Below are 16,349 nucleotides of genomic sequence, written 5' to 3'. Positions count from 1 at the left end.
AAAATCGTTTATTCATCCATTAAAACTCGGAATTAACGATCTATTTAGGTTAGAGATCACTCGAAATGATAAAAAAACGTTAATTTCACTATAGACAACTTTTATAAAAACAAATAATAAATTTTTTAAAAAGTGACTTTATAAATTCAACTTTTTCTCGTTTTTCTAATTTACATTTTTTGATGTTCTTGTCGCAATCATCTATTTTTTTCTGTTCGAAGGGTTTCGCAATAATTTTTAATATGGGAGACTGAGTTACAATCGTTTTGCGAAGCGCTTCGCAACAACAACGTTATTTATTTTTCAAACAAAAAAATAATCTTTATCCTTAAATTATGACTACTTACGTATTACTCGCCGTCCTTTTTGCTGCTTTTTGCCATGCAACTTGGAACGCCTTAGTTAAATTTGGTAATGACCGTTTTTTTGGTCTCGTCATGATTTCTTTTTTTTCGGGTGTGCTCGCCATTCCAGCAATATTTTGGTTGGGGCTACCTTCTCCCCAAGCAATGCACTGGTTGGCCTTATCGGTATTGTTCCACATTGGCTACACCTACTTTTTAAGCCAGGCCTATACTCACGGTGATTTGAGCCAGATTTACCCTATTTCACGAGGTTCCGCGCCACTGATTACAGCATTGCTTGGCGCTGTATTATTCAATGAGTTTATTCCATTAATGGGTTTTATTGGCATACTGCTCATTATTAGTGGTGTTTTACTCATCGCCTTTGCTGGAAGAAAATTTCAATTAAATATCAAAGGAAAAGCGTTAACTTTTGCCTTATGTACAGCCTTTTTCACAGCCTGCTACACACTTTCAGATGGCCACGGAGCTCGAGCCAGTGAAGACCCTGTCGTCTACACACTTTGGCTATTTTTATTAAATGGTATCGTCTTAACTATTTCAGGTATTATTAAATATCGCACAACACTTGTAATCGGTATTCAGCAATATTGGCGTTCTGGGTTATTAGGTGGGTTAATGCAATTAGTGAGCTATGGCATTGCTATTTGGGCAATGAGCCAAGCACCTATAGTTATGGTAGCAGCCATCAGAGAAACCAGCGTACTCTTTGCAATGTTCCTTTCGATTGTCTTTTTAAAAGAAAAGTTCAACTTAATGCGAGTTCTTGCCTGCATAGTTATTTTATCGGGTGTTTTACTTGCCAAACTTAGCAGTTAGCCCGCGATAAGGGACTGAACATAAATACCAATCCCTTATATTTAGGTATTAGAGTGTGGTTTTTAATAAATCCACTTGAGCCTTTTATAAAGAATAAAAACTGATTTTTCATTTGGATATGAGGTAACAATGTCTTTTACAAAGTCTTTATTAGCACTTGCAACAATGACGTCTTCTTTTGCAAGCTTTTCTGTCACACCTGTGGATATGATGATAGTTGATGGTACAGTCTTAACGATGGATGCTAAAAACCACATCATCAAAAACGGTACCGTTGTCATTAAAGAAAATAAAATCATTGCCGTAGGTGGACCAGAGCTTGCAAAAGACTATCAAGCTACGAATGTGCTCAATGTCGAGGGAGACATTGTCATGCCAGGTCTAATTAATACCCATACTCATGCATCAATGACTGTTTTTCGTTCATTGGCGGATGATGTTCCAGACCGCTTACATCGTTATATATTTCCCCTAGAAAACAAGATGGTAAGCCGTGAAATGGTACGCGTTGGTGCGAATCTTGCCAATATTGAAATGATTAAGGGGGGCGTCACAACATATGTCGATATGTATTATTTTGAAGACGAAGTGGCAAAAACGGTTGATAAAATTGGCTTAAGAGCTGTTTTAGGTGAGTCCGTGATCCAGTTTCCTGTTGCTGATGCGCAAAATGCAGATGAAGGTATTCAATATGCAGTGAGTTTTATTAATCAATACAAAGACCATCCACGCATAACTCCAGCTTTTGCACCCCATGCTCCATATACCAACTCAACTGAGCATTTACAGCAAATTTCAACATTATCTCAAGAATTAAATGTTCCAGTCATGATCCACTTAGCCGAAACCGATCGCGAGCAAGAAGAAATTGCTAAGCGAACAGGTGGTAAAAGCCCTGTTCAATACATGGCTGACATTGGTGCACTGAATAATAAAGTCATTGCTGCACACGCAATTATGGTGAATGAGCAAGATATGGATTTGCTGAAAAAATACGATGTCGGTGTCGCACATAATATCAGTGCCAACACCAAATCAGCAAAAGGCGTTGCGCCTGTCACGACTATGTTAGAAAAAGGCATTCGGGTAGGGTTAGGAACCGATGGCCCAATGTCGAGCAATACTCTAACAACATTAAATGAGCTTAATTTAGTCGGTAAAATTCATAAACTAGAGAACAAAGACCGAGCTGCAATGCCGCCGCTCACTGTTGTCGAGCTAGCCACCAAAGGCTCAGCTAAAGTTCTGCATATGGAAGATAAATTAGGCTCACTTGAAGCGGGTAAACTTGCAGATATTATTGTTATTGATACTAAATCACCTAATATGGTTCCAATGTATAGCCCATATGCCGCACTTGTTTATGGCGCGAATGGGGCTAATGTTCGCCATACGATAGTAGACGGTAAAGTTTTGATGCAAGACCGCCAATTACTCACCGCTGATGAAAAAGTGATTATCCAAGAAGCACAAGACTTTGCAAACAAAGTACGTGAAACCGTTATTGCTAGCGGGGAAGTGGTTAAATAACATAAAAAAATGGCTGGTTCTGTATTTCACAGACCAGCCATTCTAATTTATTAAATAATTAACACATTATTTGTTCGTTAAATCATCAAAGAATTTTTTCACGCCATCTAGGAAGCTTTTGGAACGCGGACTATTTTTTTCTCCGCTTTTGCCACCTAAAGACTCGCCAAACTCTTTGAGTAACGCTTTTTGTTTCTCATTCAGTTTTACGGGAGTTTCAACAACAATGTGGCACATCAAATCGCCTTGCAGACCTCCACGCACAGATTTCACACCTTTTCCTTTCATACGGAAAATTTTACCTGTTTGTGTCTCTGCTGGAATTTTCAGTTTTACACGGCCATCAAGGGTTGGAACTTCAATTTCACCGCCCAAAGCTGCATCGGCAAAGTTAATTGGTACTTCGCAATGCAGGTTATTACCATCACGCTCAAAAATGTTATGAGGTAATACATGAACTTGAACGAATAAATCGCCTGCTGGAGCTCCGTTTTCACCCGCTTCACCTTCACCCGATAAGCGAACGCGATCACCCGTATCAACCCCCGCTGGAATTTTAACTGATAGTGTTTTATATCTTTCAACACGACCATGACCATGGCATTTGTTGCATGGGTCTTTGATAACTTTTCCGCGACCGTGGCAAGTTGGGCAAGGTTGTTGTACCGAGAAAAAGCCTTGGCGCATATGCACTTGGCCCATACCATGACAAGTGGAACAAGTATCAGCACTGGTTCCTGGTTTCGCACCATTACCATGGCACACATCACAGGTTTCTAGCGTCGGAATACGAATTTCTTTGGTCACTCCACGGACAGCCTCTTCAAGAGTCAATTCCATGTTGTACTGCAGATCAGAGCCACGGCTTGGGCGTTGCTGTCTGCGACCGCCTCCGAAAATATCACCGAAGACGTCACCAAAGATATCGCTAAAGTCAGCGCCACCGCCAAACCCGCCGCCGCCCATTCCGCCTTGTTCAAACGCAGCATGACCATATTGGTCATAAGCGGCACGTTTTTGCTCATCGGAAAGAACTTCGTAAGCTTCTTTAATTTCTTTAAATTTTTCTTCAGATTCGTCTTTATTGCCCTGATTACGGTCAGGATGGTATTTCATTGCTAAGCGCTTATACGCTCTTTTTATGTCTTTTTCTGAAGCATTCTTTTCAAGTTCTAAAACCTGATAAAAGTCTCTTTTTGCCATTTAATTTACCCTTAACATGCGGAACGGGCGCAGAGTTCCCTCAACGCCCGTATCCGGTATCAGTAACTATTAACCATCTTCGCTACAGCTACTGCGCCCGCTAAGGGCATTATTTTTTGTCTTTGTCGTTAACTTCTTCAAACTCAGCGTCAACAACATCATCATCTTTCTTCGCTTCTGCGCCAGCTGCACCGGCACCGCCTGATTGAGCTTGTTGCTGTGCGATTTCCAGAAGTTTTGCAGATGCAGTGACTAAAGCTTGGATTTTCGCTTCGATATCTGCTTTATCTTCGCCTTTCGCTGCAGCTTCTAACTCAGATGTTGCTTTTTCGATGTTTGCTTTATCGTCCGCTGGTAATTTGTCACCTGCTTCTTCGATTTGTTTACGTGTACCGTGAACCAGTTGGTCAGCTTGGTTACGAACCTGCACTAACTCTTCAAATTTACGGTCAGCTTCTGCGTTCGCTTCTGCGTCACGTACCATTTTTTCGATTTCTTCGTCGTTCAGGCCTGAAGAAGCCTTAATGGTGATGTTTTGCTCACGACCGCTGTTTTTGTCTTTCGCAGACACATGTAAGATACCATCAGCATCAATGTCGAAAGTCACTTCGATTTGTGGCATACCACGTGGTGCTGCTTGGATACCGTCTAAGTTAAATTGACCCAGTGATTTGTTGTCACCCGCACGTTTACGTTCACCTTGCAGAACATGGATCGTCACGGCTGCTTGGTTATCTTCCGCGGTTGAGAACACTTGGCTGTGTTTTGTTGGGATAGTGGTATTCTTCGAAATTAACGAAGTCATCACGCCACCCATGGTTTCGATACCTAAAGACAGAGGCGTTACGTCAAGTAACAGAACGTCTTTAACATCACCTGCTAAAACACCACCTTGTACTGCAGCACCCATTGCAACCGCTTCGTCTGGGTTAACGTCTTTACGTGGTTCTTTACCAAAGAAGTCAGCAACAACTTTTTGAACCATTGGCATACGTGTTTGGCCACCAACTAAAATAACATCGTTGATTTCACTCACACTTAAACCTGCGTCTTGCAGTGCAACTTTCACTGGCTCCATTGAACGCTTAACTAAGTCTTCTACCAGTGACTCTAATTTTGCACGTGTCACTTTGATGTTCATGTGTTTTGGACCTGTTGCATCAGCAGTGATATATGGCAGGTTCACATCAGTTTGTTGTGCAGAAGACAGCTCAATTTTCGCTTTTTCTGCAGATTCTTTCAGACGTTGCATTGCTAACGGATCGTTACGCAGGTCAACACCTTGTTCTTTTTTGAATTCTTCAACTAAGTAGTTGATTAAACGTGTATCGAAGTCTTCACCACCTAAGTGAGTATCACCATTGGTTGCTAACACTTCATAGGTTTTTTCGCCATCAACTTCATCAATTTCGATGATTGATAAGTCGAATGTACCACCACCTAAGTCGTAAACAGCAATTGTACGGTTACCAACTTCTCTATCTAAACCATAAGCTAATGCTGCTGCTGTTGGTTCGTTGATAATACGTTTTACTTCTAAACCAGCGATACGACCCGCATCTTTAGTTGCTTGACGCTGAGCATCGTTAAAGTAAGCAGGCACAGTGATAACCGCTTCTGTGACTGGCTCACCCAAGTAATCTTCCGCTGTTTTCTTCATTTTTTTCAGAACTTCAGCTGAAACTTGTGGCGGTGCCATTTTTTGGCCTTTCACATCTAACCAAGCATCGCCGTTATCTGCAGCAATGATTTTGTATGGCATGATAGCGACATCGCGCTGAACTTCTTCGTCTTGGAAACGACGACCAATCAAACGTTTGATTGCAAATAAAGTATTTTCTGGGTTAGTAACAGCCTGACGTTTTGCTGGCTGACCAACTAAAATTTCACCATCTTGAGTGTACGCAATGATGGAAGGAGTAGTTCTGTCACCCTCGCTGTTCTCCAGAACACGAGCGGTAGTACCATCCATAATTGCAACGCATGAGTTAGTTGTACCCAAGTCGATACCAATAATTTTACCCATCTAAAACGCCTCCAAAGGAATTCTTTTCACTATGATTTCGATATCAATCTATATGCGGCTCAATATTTCTTTTTCAAGGGCGTTTTTCACCCTGAGCCTAAATTATTTTTCAATACGCAATAATTCACAGAGATATCGGTTGATGCTTTAAAGATGGGGTCGTAAATCCATTCATCAAGGGGGGAATTAAAAAAAATTTGCATTTATTGCAAAAAAACCTGTCTTGTGATCATTGTTTAGGCAACTAAAACTGCGTATGATTCGCCGCCACTGCCATTTTAGCGGTGTTTATTTCTTTTTATCTATTTGAATTTTATATATTTTACCAGAGGTTATATGCAGTCTAGCTCTCTTGCAAATCCAGGCCCACTTGGTTTACTAGGCTTTGGTATGACAACCATCCTGTTGAATATTCATAACGCAGCATTTTTTCCGCTTTCATCCGTTATTTTAAGCATGGGTATTTTTTATGGTGGGATTGCCCAATTTATCGCAGGGCTGATTGAATATAAAAAGGGCAATACATTTGGCGCAACCGCATTTACCTCTTATGGGATGTTTTGGATTGCATTAGTTGGTTTATTATTTTTACCAACTATGGGGTTAGCCGAAGCCACCTCGCCTGAATTTTTAGGCGTTTTCCTTGCTATTTGGGGGATTTTTACCTTTTTCATGTTCCTTGGCACATTTAAAGCTAACGTTGTGCTGCAATTTGTTTTTGGTAGCTTAACAGTCTTATTTGCCTTACTTGCTATTGGCAATCTAACGGGCAACGCTGCGCTACTCCAATTTGCAGGTTTCGAAGGAATTATCTGTGGTGCGAGTGCGTTCTATTTAGCGGTCGCAGAAGTGTTAAATGAGCAATACGGCAGAACTGTGCTACCTATTGGCCAGCGCGGCTAATTATTGCTAATGGTATTTAATCAGGTGAGTGAATGCTCACCTGATTGTATTCAAAACTTATTCAGTACGGATCGCCGATTTTGGCCTAAACGCCTTAACGATTGTAGGATCAGTTTCCACATACGGGCCATCGAGCAATTGAATGCAATAAGGAACACTGGCAAAAATCCCTGATACCAGTACATTTCCTTCCTTATCTTTCAACCCTTCCAATGTTTCAGCAATGGCTTTTGGCTGCCCTGGTAAGTTTAAAATTAAGGCCTGATTGCGGATCACGCCGACTTGACGCGATAAAATAGCAGTGGGAACGAATTTCAAGCTAATTTGGCGCATTTGCTCACCAAACCCTGGCATTTCACGATCGGCGATGGCTAATGTTGCATCTGGTGTCACATCACGACGAGCAGGCCCTGTGCCACCTGTGGTAAGCACTAAATGGCATGCAAACTCATCCACCAGCTCACACAAAGTTTGTTCAATCATGACTTGCTCATCTGGAATTAACCGCGTTTCAATGCGAAAAGGCGTTGTTAGCGTTTTTGCTAACCACTCTTCTAATGCAGGGATGCCTTTATCTTCATAAATACCGCTCGAAGCGCGATCAGAAACAGAAACCAGACCTATGCGCAATTCATTCATACAAACCTCAAAAATTGACTTATCAGAAACTGTTTATTTGCCCATAAACAGGTGTAATATCATACCATGAAGCATATTTTCATGCAGCGTTGTGGCTTTTTTATATTTAAATTGAGATATAAATCAATGAAAAATAGCCATAAAAAAACCCAACCAATTGGCTGGGTTTTGACGACGCTAGAAAAATTACAGTAAATCCGCAATCATTTTTTCCAGTTTTTCTTGGTCTACAGCAAACTTACGGATACCGTCAGACAGTTTATCAACCGCCATTGGATCTTGGTTATGCTGCCAGTAGAATTCAGCTTCAGTCAGTTTAGCACCTGGCTCTTGCGTTTTACCCGCGTCAGTCAGTTTACGTACTAATGTGCCTTCAGACTCAGACAACTCTTTCAGTAAGCCTGGGGAGATTGTTAAGCGATCGCAACCTGCTAATTCAATGATTTCGCCCACATTACGGAAACTTGCACCCATAACAACTGTTTTATAGCCGTGTGCTTTGTAGTAGTTATAGATTTCAGTTACAGAAACCACACCTGGATCTTCTTGTGGTGCAAACTCTTTTTTGTCAGTATTTGCTTTGTACCAGTCAAGGATACGGCCCACGAATGGAGAGATCAGGTAAACACCTGCTTCTGCACAAGCGCGTGCTTGAGCAAAAGAAAATAATAAAGTCAGGTTACAGTTGATGCCTTCTTTTTCCAGTTTTTCCGCTGCACGGATACCCTGCCAAGTAGACGCTAATTTAATCAGGATGCGATCATTGCTGATACCCGCATCGTTGTACATTTTGATTAAATGACGTGCTTTAGCAATACAGGCTTCTTCGTCATAAGAAAGACGTGCATCAACTTCGGTAGAAATACGACCCGGAACTAATTTCAGAATTTCCAGACCGATATTCACAGCCAGTTTGTCACAAGCATCAATAATTTGTTGCTCATGATTGCTGCTTTGCTTACGTGCCCATTCAACCGCTTCATCAATTAATTTACGGTACTCAGGAATTTGTGCAGCATTTAAGATCAGCGACGGGTTGGTGGTCGCATCTTGTGGTTTGTAAAGCTTCATTGCTTCGATGTCGCCTGTATCAGCAACAACAGTTGTCAGACTACGTAAGGAGGTCAGTTTATCGGTCATTTCTTTAATCTCGTTGTTATACCCGTTATATTTCAAGTTGTAGCGGTGTTGGCTACGCTCTCTCGCTCTAGTCACATACTAATGTATGCTCCTAGAGACTCGTTTACTTGCCGCCTACCTACAACTTGAAGTATTTAGGGTAACCCGTCATGCTTCAAGTTGTAGATGTATTGGCTAACAGACTGCAACTTGAATTACTTTGCGTATTATAAAGGAATTGTGGCTATCGCCGCACCGTCTACAGATAATATCATGCATCCATATTGCTGCAAGCAAGGAAATCTAGTCAAAAGCAACTATTTGATTGGCAATCGGTTTCGCAACTTGATATCAAGCTGAATCCTTTTAGCGAAATATCTCGTCAGCTAACAATAGCAAAGAATAATATTGATTTGCCTTATTGCATCAATTAGCTATTTAGGATGAATTTTTGCTAAAGTAAGCGTTATTATTCTTTTATAAAGGGTCAAGTCATGCTTATTACTATTTCACCTGCAAAAACACTAGACTACGAAAGCCCGCTTGCGACAGCAAAATTTACGCAACCTGAGTTATTAGCAGAATCGCAAAAGCTCATCAAAGAATGCCGTAAGTTAACCCCTGTGGATATCGCCAGTTTAATGAAAATCAGTGATAAATTGGCAGGCCTCAACGCCGCTCGTTTTGCAGAATGGCACGCAGACTTTACCCCTGAAAATGCACGCCAAGCCATTTTAGCGTTTAAAGGTGATGTTTATACGGGAATGAAAGCAGAGACATTTTCCCCTGCAGATTTTGAATTTGCCCAATCCCATTTACGTATTTTATCGGGTCTTTATGGTATCTTGCGCCCATTAGATTTAATGCAGCCTTATCGCCTTGAAATGGGAATTTCACTAAAAAATACCCGTGGTAAAAACCTCTATGAATTCTGGGGCGATATCATTACCAAACAATTGAATCTGGCTCTTGCTCAGCAAAAAGACCAAGTCTTAGTCAACCTTGCATCTGACGAATATTTTAAATCGGTAAATACCAAAAAATTAGATGGGAAGATTATTAAGCCTGTTTTCCTTGATGAGAAAAACGGCAAATACAAAGTCATCAGCTTTTATGCAAAGAAAGCACGCGGTTTAATGAGCCGATTTATTATTCAAAATAAACTGACAAAAACCGATCAATTGTCTGACTTTAATTTAGAAGGTTATCAATTTGATGAAAGCCAATCTAAAGGTAATGAGCTCATTTTTACTCGCCCAGAACAAATTTAATCTTCTAACAGAGGGTATTCACTCACAGTGAATACCCTCTGTTTTCAATGCATCCCAAAATTCTTCGTACACCATCACAATTTAGCGATAAAAAGACCATACTAAATTAAATTAGCATCGATTCCTCAGCTCACATTTGGGGTTTATGACAATATCAGAATGATTTTTGCTCACTATTTTGGAGGTGAAGTATGCCTTATGTCGCATCATCAAAGCGCTATACTGAAATGGAATACCGTTTATGTGGCCGCAGTGGACTGCGTTTACCACTGATTTCATTAGGGTTATGGCATAATTTTGGCGATAACAAATCGTTTGATAACTGCCAAGCCATGGTGCGCCATGCTTTTGACCTTGGTATTACGCATTTTGATCTTGCCAATAACTATGGCCCTCCTCCAGGATCTGCCGAAACGAGGTTTGGCCAGATCTTACAGCGAGATTTTCTACCTTATCGCGATGAAATGATCATTTCATCAAAAGCGGGGTTTACCATGTGGGATGGCCCCTATGGCGATTGGGGAAGCAAAAAATATTTGGTTGCCAGTCTCAACCAAAGTTTAAAGCGTATGGGGCTTGATTATGTGGATATTTTTTACCACCATCGCCCAGACCCTGATACGCCATTAGAAGAAACCATGGCTGCTCTTGACTTAATTGTTCGCCAAGGAAAAGCACTGTACGTTGGGATTTCAAACTACCCCGCCGATTTAGCGAAAGAGGCCATTGGTATTCTGACTGAATTAGGAACACCCTGCCTTATCCACCAACCAAAATATTCCATGCTTGAACGCACGCCCGAAGAAGGTTTGTTTGATGTTCTTGAAGAAGAAGGCGTAGGTTCAATCGCATATTCTCCACTTGCTGGCGGGATCTTAACGGATCGCTATTTAAATGGTATCCCCGCCGACTCACGAGCTGCTGGTAATCCGTCATTGCCTCCTGAGCGACTGACTTCTGCTATCTTAGCAAAAGTTAAACAGTTGAATGAAATTGCGGCAAAACGCGATCAAAAGCTAAGCCAAATGGCATTAGCGTGGTTATTACGCCATGATAGGATCACTTCCGTTTTGATTGGGGCAAGCCGTATTAGCCAAATTGATGACGCAATAGGGATCTTAAAAAACCGCGATTTTAGCCAAGAAGAACTAAAATCTATTGAGCTGATATTAGAAAGCTAACCACCGTCACAAAAGTTGCAGGTTCCCCTGCAACTTAATCTATTTTTCTGAACTAACGGTATTCGCCATTGGCTTTAAATTGAACCACTGAATACGGCTGCGTTCTTCCATCTGGCTGCTCCATCCCTAAGCTGCCAATTGGCATACCTGGTACTGAAATTCCAACCACATCCGCAGGCAACGTATCAATCGCATCTAAACTGCTCACAGGCACATGCCCAACAATCACTTTACCTTTATATTTCGCGATATGGCAGCTGCGTAAGTTATATGGCACATTCAGCTCATCATTCAGCTTGTTCAATTCATCATAACTGATTTCATTGACCACAACGTCATACCCTGCTTTTTTTACTCCTTCTCCCCATAACTGGCAGCAACCGCAATTGGCATCTTTATACAGTTGCACGCTCTGGTTTTGAGAAAATGCAGAAAATGACAGTAAAAACATTCCACCTAAAATTATCTTTTTCATTGCTATTTACCTTATCAATAATAATGATTAATACCTGTAAAATTTCTATTTCTTATGGCGTATTTGGCAAATTAATTTATATGCAGCTGGAATGATAAATAACGATAATAATGGTGCCGTTATCATCCCGCCAATCATTGGGGCAGCAATTCGGCTCATCACCTCTGACCCAACTCCTGTTCCTAATAAAATTGGCAATAATCCCGCTAAAATAACAGCAACGGTCATGGCTTTTGGGCGAACTCGCAATACAGCACCTTCATATAATGCGCTATCTAAATCCTGATTGGATAATGTGCTTATTCCTTGCTGTTTTTCTCTATCCTCAATGGCATGCCTTAAATAAATCAACATGACTACCCCAAATTCGGCAGCGACCCCCGCAAGTGCGATAAAGCCTGTACCTGTTGCAACGGATAAATTAAAGTTCATCCAGTACAAAAACCAAATCGCCCCCACTAAAGCAAAAGGTAGGCTTAATAAAATCAGTAAAGCTTCGCTAAAGCGTCTAAAGGCTAAATAGAGTAAGACAAAAATAATCATGATGGTCGCGGGTACCATTAACATTAATTTTTGATTGGCTCGTTCAAGTAATTCAAATTGCCCAGTGAAGGAATAACTGACTCCCGGTTTCATTTGAATATTATTTTTTATCGCTGTATCGATATCATTAATAACAGAGACCATGTCTCTATCCCGCGCATCGATATAAATCCAACTGGTTGGCCGTGCATTTTCTGTTTTTAGCATCGGTGGCCCCATTTGCACTACCACATCAGCCACATCACTGAGAACGATTTGTTGCTTATTGGGTGTTAAAATCGGTAATAGTTTCAATGCAGAAACACTGTTTCGATAATCCTGTGGGTATCTTAGGCTAATGGGATAACGCTCAATCCCTTCAACGGTTTCTCCTATCATCTCCCCCCCTGTCGCCATAGAGATATAAACCTGTACATCGCTGATACTCATACCAAAACGAGCGGCTTTTTCCCTATCGATTTTGACATCAACATACCGACCGCCCACCAGCCGTTCGGCTAATACAGAGACGACCCCTGGGACTGTTTTCGTCACTTTTTCAATCTGTTGCGCAAATGCATCGATTTCTTCGAGGTCTTTCCCTGAAACTTTAATGCCTATCGGGCTTTTGACCCCTGTGGAAAGCATATCGATTCGATTACGAATCGGTGGAACCCATAAATTAGCAACTCCTGGCAAACGCACAGTTTCATCTAACTCATCGATAATTTTTTCCAATGTCATCCCTTCACGCCAGTCAGACTGTGGCTTTAAACGAATGGTGGTTTCGATCATTTCCATCGGTGCCGAGTCAGTAGCAGTTTCTGCTTTCCCCACCTTGCCAAAAACGGTATCAACTTCAGGAATAGTTTTGATTAGCTTATCGGTATTTTGTAATAAAAACGCCGCTTGAGCAGGAGATACCCCCGGTAGTGTCGAGGGCATATACAGCAAATCACCTTCATTAATTGACGGGAGAAATTCACCCCCTAAATGCTTTAATGGCCATATCACAGTAAACAATGACAGAATGCCAATCAGCAATGTCGTTTTCGGCCATGCCAACACTTTTAATAAAATTGGGCTATATATTGCAATTAGCCAACGGTTTAGTGGGTTTTTATTTTCATTTGGGATATTACCGCGGATCCAATACCCCATTAATATCGGTATTACGATTAATGCTAGTGCAGCAGCCCCAGCCATCGCATAGGTTTTGGTAAATGCCAGAGGGCCAAATAAACGCCCTTCTTGGCCTTCCAACGTAAAGATGGGAATAAAAGACAACGTGATAATAAGTAAGCTGATAAATAATGCAGGCCCGACTTCAACCGCTGAGTCAGTAATTAATTTCCAACGCTGTGTATTATCAAGAATTTGCCCTTCATGTTGATGTTGCCATTTTTCTAATTTTTTATGGGCATTTTCAATCATCACAATAGCCGCATCAACCATTGCGCCAATCGCAATCGCAATTCCCCCAAGCGACATAATGTTTGCATTTATTCCTTGGTAACGCATAACAATAAACGCAATAAATAGCCCTAGAGGTAAAGAAATAATCGCTACTAAAGCAGAGCGGAAATGCCATAAGAAAACTGCACAAACTAAAGCAACAACAATAAACTCTTCTAACAATTTATCGCTGAGGTTATCAATCGCATTATCAATCAGAATGCTTCTATCATAGGTTGTGATGATTTCAATACCGTCTGGCAAACTCGCGCTCAAATCTTCAAGCTTTTGTTTTACATCATGAATAACATTTCGCGCATTTTCACCTGAACGTAATAAAATGATCCCACCGACAACTTCACCTTCCCCGTTAAGCTCAGCAACACCACGGCGCATTTCAGGGCCTTCTTGAATGCGAGCCACATCTTTCAGGTAGATTGGGACGTTATTTTCCGCCATTTTTAGGTAGATTTTATTAAAGTCATCCATGGATTGCAGGTAACCATTGGCTCTAACCATAAACTCAGCTTCGGCAATTTCGATGGAAGATCCACCAGCCTCTTGGTTCGCCATTTCAACTGCTTGTTTTATTTCAGGTAACGTCACTGAAAACTGCGTTAATTTAAGTGGGTCAACAATAATTTGATAAGACTTCACTACACCACCAACTGTTGCAACTTCAGAAACATTTGGCAGCGCTTTTAATTCATATTTCAAAAACCAATCTTGCAGCGATCGTAATTCAGCTAAGTTATGTTTACCGCTTTTATCAACCAAGGCATATTCAAACACCCAACCTACACCCGTTGCATCTGGGCCAATTGAGGCGACCGCACCTTTTGGCAGTTTTGCCTGAACTTGGTTTAAGTATTCCAAAACCCGTGAACGAGCCCAATATAAATCCGTATTATCCTCAAAAATCACATACACATAAGAGTCACCGAAGGCAGAAAAACCGCGAACTGTTTTCGCCCCTGGTACGGATAACATTGTGGTCGTAATCGGGTAAGTAACTTGATTTTCAACCAGCTGGGGAGCTTGCCCTGGGTAAGTGGTTTTGATGATCACCTGCACATCAGATAAGTCAGGCAGTGCATCAACAGGCGTACTACGGATACTCCATATTCCTATTATGACTAAAAATACCACCCCCATTAAAACTAAAAAGCGATTCGCAACCGAGCGTCTTATAATCCATTCCAACATAGCCTACTCCTTAGATTTATGCGATGAATGATTTAATGACGTGGATTGCACAGGAAGCGCCTCCATTCGGGCTAATGCACCCGCAATATTTGCTTCTGAATCGATCAGGAAAATACCTTGCGTCACAACCTTTTCGCCAACTTGTAACCCTTGTGAAATAGCCGTTGTTTGCTGGGACTCTGCCATAATACGCACGTTCTTAGGGATAAACTCCCCTTGCTCCCCCACCACAATAACGTGTTGTTCTTTCCCTGAATCTACAATAGCTTGAGAGGGGACTAATAAACTTTCTTGGCCTTTCGCCAATACGTTTAAATAGGCGGTCATTCCTGGTTTTAATACATTGGCGTTATCTTCAATTTCTGCACGGATATTGATGGTACGGCTTGCTTGATCCGCACTTGGTAATACTAACCAGTTTTTCACTATAAATTGCTGAGTTGAATAAGCGGGAATAGAAACAGAAAACTGGGCTTGTTTAGTCAATAATTCCGCCGCTGATTGGGAGACGGATGCATTCACCCACAGGGGATTAGTTCCCTGTATTTGGGCGATAGTCACTTCTTTAGAAATATTCATTCCTAAACGTAGATTTAATGCAGTAATAACACCGGATATCGGTGCTTGAATGGTAAAGCGTGTTTGCACTTTCCCCGTTTTAATAAATTGGGAGAGCGATCCTTCAGGCATTCCATTTAATCGTAAGCGCTCGATCACGCTATTAAGATCAGATTGGTTAGCACCCATTTGTTTTAACGCTAAATATTCACTTTGCGCCTCAACCCACGCTGGGATCGTTAAATCTGCAATTGGAACGCCTTTTTGAATTCGTTCACCAACGGTAAATGGATAAACTTTTTCCACAAAACCGCTTTCCCTTGCTTGTACAATCGCAAATTGGTGATCATTAAACGTAATTTCAGCAGGAAATGTTAGGTCATAGCTTAATTGCCCCCATTTTACCTCAACCGTTTTTAACCCTAAATTTTGGGTTTGAGTTGGGTTAATGGTGACTCCTTTACTCTTTGCTGATCCTTGGTTTTCATCGGCATATTTAGGCACAAGATCCATGTCCATAAATGGCGACTTACCTGGTTGATCAAACTTGGTATTTGGATACATAGGGTCATACCAATACAATACCGTTCGTTCTTGTTTTTCCATCTGTTGACTATTATTTTCTTCAACAAAAAAATAGCGATAAAACAAGATTGAAATAACGCTCGATACAATAATAACCAACAGCAATTTAGTGAGGTTAATTAATGACATAACATCTCTCTATCTAATTAGTTTATTTTTTCGACGGATTTCAATATTGAAAGATTGCCTTTTTGCTCAAAGGAAAATTTTAATTCGTCATTGTCTTGTAAGCCTTTAATCATATTTTCATCTTCATAAGTGAAGCGCATCGTCATTGGTGGCCAACCAATACTTTCAATCTCTTTGTGGTTAATCGTTAATTTCTTATTTTCTTTATCAATAGAAATTAATTTCCCTTCCGTATTGATAACAGGTTCTGCAACTTTTTCGGGGTAAACTGAGTGATTATGATCCGCTGTATTTGCGTAACCTGTCGCAGTGAACATGCCGATTGAAAGGGCAAAAATAATGCCGTTTAACTTTTTCATACTT

13 protein-coding genes are annotated in these 16,349 nt (G+C 41.0%); 5 read left to right on the top strand and 8 right to left on the bottom strand.

Features of this window, described 5'->3' with window-relative positions; all coding sequences use genetic code 11:
* Positions 1-335 precede the first annotated feature (335 nt).
* Both M1F05_RS03240 and M1F05_RS03235 read left to right on the top strand, forming a co-directional pair.
* Positions 336-1,184, top strand: coding sequence for an EamA family transporter (locus tag M1F05_RS03240; RefSeq protein WP_206084529.1), 849 nt, complete (start codon positions 336-338; stop codon positions 1,182-1,184).
* A gap of 129 nt (positions 1,185-1,313) precedes the next feature.
* Complete coding sequence (locus M1F05_RS03235) at positions 1,314-2,714, top strand: amidohydrolase (protein WP_206084528.1); 1,401 nt, start codon at positions 1,314-1,316, stop codon at positions 2,712-2,714.
* Positions 2,715-2,780: 66 nt separating this feature from the next.
* On the opposite strand, the gene dnaJ is transcribed toward M1F05_RS03235, so the two are convergent.
* A complete protein-coding gene (gene dnaJ, locus M1F05_RS03230; RefSeq protein WP_206084527.1) occupies positions 2,781-3,917 on the bottom strand; it encodes a molecular chaperone DnaJ in 1,137 nt (378 codons plus the stop codon).
* Positions 3,918-4,026: 109 nt separating this feature from the next.
* Positions 4,027-5,943, bottom strand: coding sequence for a molecular chaperone DnaK (gene dnaK, locus M1F05_RS03225; protein ID WP_206084526.1), 1,917 nt, complete (start codon positions 5,941-5,943; stop codon positions 4,027-4,029).
* 336 nt (positions 5,944-6,279) lie between these two features.
* Between dnaK and satP the strand changes: the two genes are divergently transcribed.
* Positions 6,280-6,846: an acetate uptake transporter gene (gene satP, locus M1F05_RS03220; protein WP_206084525.1), complete on the top strand. Its 567-nt coding sequence runs from the start codon at positions 6,280-6,282 to the stop codon at positions 6,844-6,846.
* A gap of 57 nt (positions 6,847-6,903) precedes the next feature.
* On the opposite strand, the gene mog is transcribed toward satP, so the two are convergent.
* The gene (gene mog, locus M1F05_RS03215) at positions 6,904-7,485 is read right to left on the bottom strand and encodes a molybdopterin adenylyltransferase (RefSeq protein ID WP_206084524.1); all 582 of its coding nucleotides are present in this window, start codon (positions 7,483-7,485) and stop codon (positions 6,904-6,906) included.
* Positions 7,486-7,671: 186 nt separating this feature from the next.
* Positions 7,672-8,625 carry a transaldolase gene (gene tal, locus M1F05_RS03210; RefSeq protein ID WP_206084789.1) on the bottom strand — a complete coding sequence of 318 codons (954 nt, stop codon included), beginning with the start codon at positions 8,623-8,625 and terminating at the stop codon, positions 7,672-7,674.
* 473 nt (positions 8,626-9,098) lie between these two features.
* Between tal and yaaA the strand changes: the two genes are divergently transcribed.
* Together yaaA and M1F05_RS03200 are read left to right on the top strand one after the other, a co-directional pair.
* The gene (gene yaaA, locus M1F05_RS03205) at positions 9,099-9,875 is read left to right on the top strand and encodes a peroxide stress protein YaaA (protein WP_206084523.1); all 777 of its coding nucleotides are present in this window, start codon (positions 9,099-9,101) and stop codon (positions 9,873-9,875) included.
* 191 nt (positions 9,876-10,066) lie between these two features.
* Complete coding sequence (locus tag M1F05_RS03200) at positions 10,067-11,056, top strand: aldo/keto reductase (RefSeq protein WP_206084522.1); 990 nt, start codon at positions 10,067-10,069, stop codon at positions 11,054-11,056.
* Between the two features lie 52 nt (positions 11,057-11,108).
* Here M1F05_RS03200 and M1F05_RS03195 read toward each other — a convergent pair whose 3' ends face one another.
* From M1F05_RS03195 to M1F05_RS03180, 4 genes are read right to left on the bottom strand one after another with little or no spacing between them, the layout of a single operon-like run.
* A complete protein-coding gene (locus tag M1F05_RS03195; protein WP_206084521.1) occupies positions 11,109-11,531 on the bottom strand; it encodes a DUF411 domain-containing protein in 423 nt (140 codons plus the stop codon).
* 45 nt (positions 11,532-11,576) lie between these two features.
* Positions 11,577-14,714 (bottom strand): efflux RND transporter permease subunit, encoded by a 3,138-nt coding sequence (locus M1F05_RS03190; protein WP_206084520.1) that lies wholly within the window; start codon positions 14,712-14,714, stop codon positions 11,577-11,579.
* Positions 14,715-14,717: 3 nt separating this feature from the next.
* Positions 14,718-15,986, bottom strand: a complete 1,269-nt coding sequence (locus tag M1F05_RS03185; RefSeq protein ID WP_206084519.1) for an efflux RND transporter periplasmic adaptor subunit — start codon at positions 15,984-15,986, stop codon at positions 14,718-14,720.
* 17 nt (positions 15,987-16,003) lie between these two features.
* The gene (locus M1F05_RS03180; protein WP_241016854.1) at positions 16,004-16,345 is read right to left on the bottom strand and encodes a copper-binding protein; all 342 of its coding nucleotides are present in this window, start codon (positions 16,343-16,345) and stop codon (positions 16,004-16,006) included.
* Positions 16,346-16,349: the final 4 nt, after the last annotated feature.

The organism is Providencia sp. PROV252 (assembly GCF_033676005.1).
Classification (GTDB): domain Bacteria; phylum Pseudomonadota; class Gammaproteobacteria; order Enterobacterales; family Enterobacteriaceae; genus Providencia; species Providencia vermicola.
Note: the sequence above shows the minus strand (reverse complement) of the source record. Positions and strands in the feature narration are given on the sequence as shown.

Excerpts from the sequence above, each read along its gene's own strand:
- tal (WP_206084789.1), bottom strand. The coding sequence starts at position 8,625 with ATGACCGATAAACTGACCTCCTTACGTAGTCTGACAACTGTTGTTGCT.
- M1F05_RS03185 (WP_206084519.1), bottom strand. The coding sequence starts at position 15,986 with ATGTCATTAATTAACCTCACTAAATTGCTGTTGGTTATTATTGTATCG.
- M1F05_RS03200 (WP_206084522.1), top strand. The coding sequence starts at position 10,067 with ATGCCTTATGTCGCATCATCAAAGCGCTATACTGAAATGGAATACCGT.
- M1F05_RS03240 (WP_206084529.1), top strand. The coding sequence starts at position 336 with ATGACTACTTACGTATTACTCGCCGTCCTTTTTGCTGCTTTTTGCCAT.
- M1F05_RS03180 (WP_241016854.1), bottom strand. The coding sequence starts at position 16,345 with ATGAAAAAGTTAAACGGCATTATTTTTGCCCTTTCAATCGGCATGTTC.
- M1F05_RS03195 (WP_206084521.1), bottom strand. The coding sequence starts at position 11,531 with ATGAAAAAGATAATTTTAGGTGGAATGTTTTTACTGTCATTTTCTGCA.
- satP (WP_206084525.1), top strand. The coding sequence starts at position 6,280 with ATGCAGTCTAGCTCTCTTGCAAATCCAGGCCCACTTGGTTTACTAGGC.
- M1F05_RS03235 (WP_206084528.1), top strand. The coding sequence starts at position 1,314 with ATGTCTTTTACAAAGTCTTTATTAGCACTTGCAACAATGACGTCTTCT.
- mog (WP_206084524.1), bottom strand. The coding sequence starts at position 7,485 with ATGAATGAATTGCGCATAGGTCTGGTTTCTGTTTCTGATCGCGCTTCG.
- dnaJ (WP_206084527.1), bottom strand. The coding sequence starts at position 3,917 with ATGGCAAAAAGAGACTTTTATCAGGTTTTAGAACTTGAAAAGAATGCT.
- M1F05_RS03190 (WP_206084520.1), bottom strand. The coding sequence starts at position 14,714 with ATGTTGGAATGGATTATAAGACGCTCGGTTGCGAATCGCTTTTTAGTT.
- dnaK (WP_206084526.1), bottom strand. The coding sequence starts at position 5,943 with ATGGGTAAAATTATTGGTATCGACTTGGGTACAACTAACTCATGCGTT.
- yaaA (WP_206084523.1), top strand. The coding sequence starts at position 9,099 with ATGCTTATTACTATTTCACCTGCAAAAACACTAGACTACGAAAGCCCG.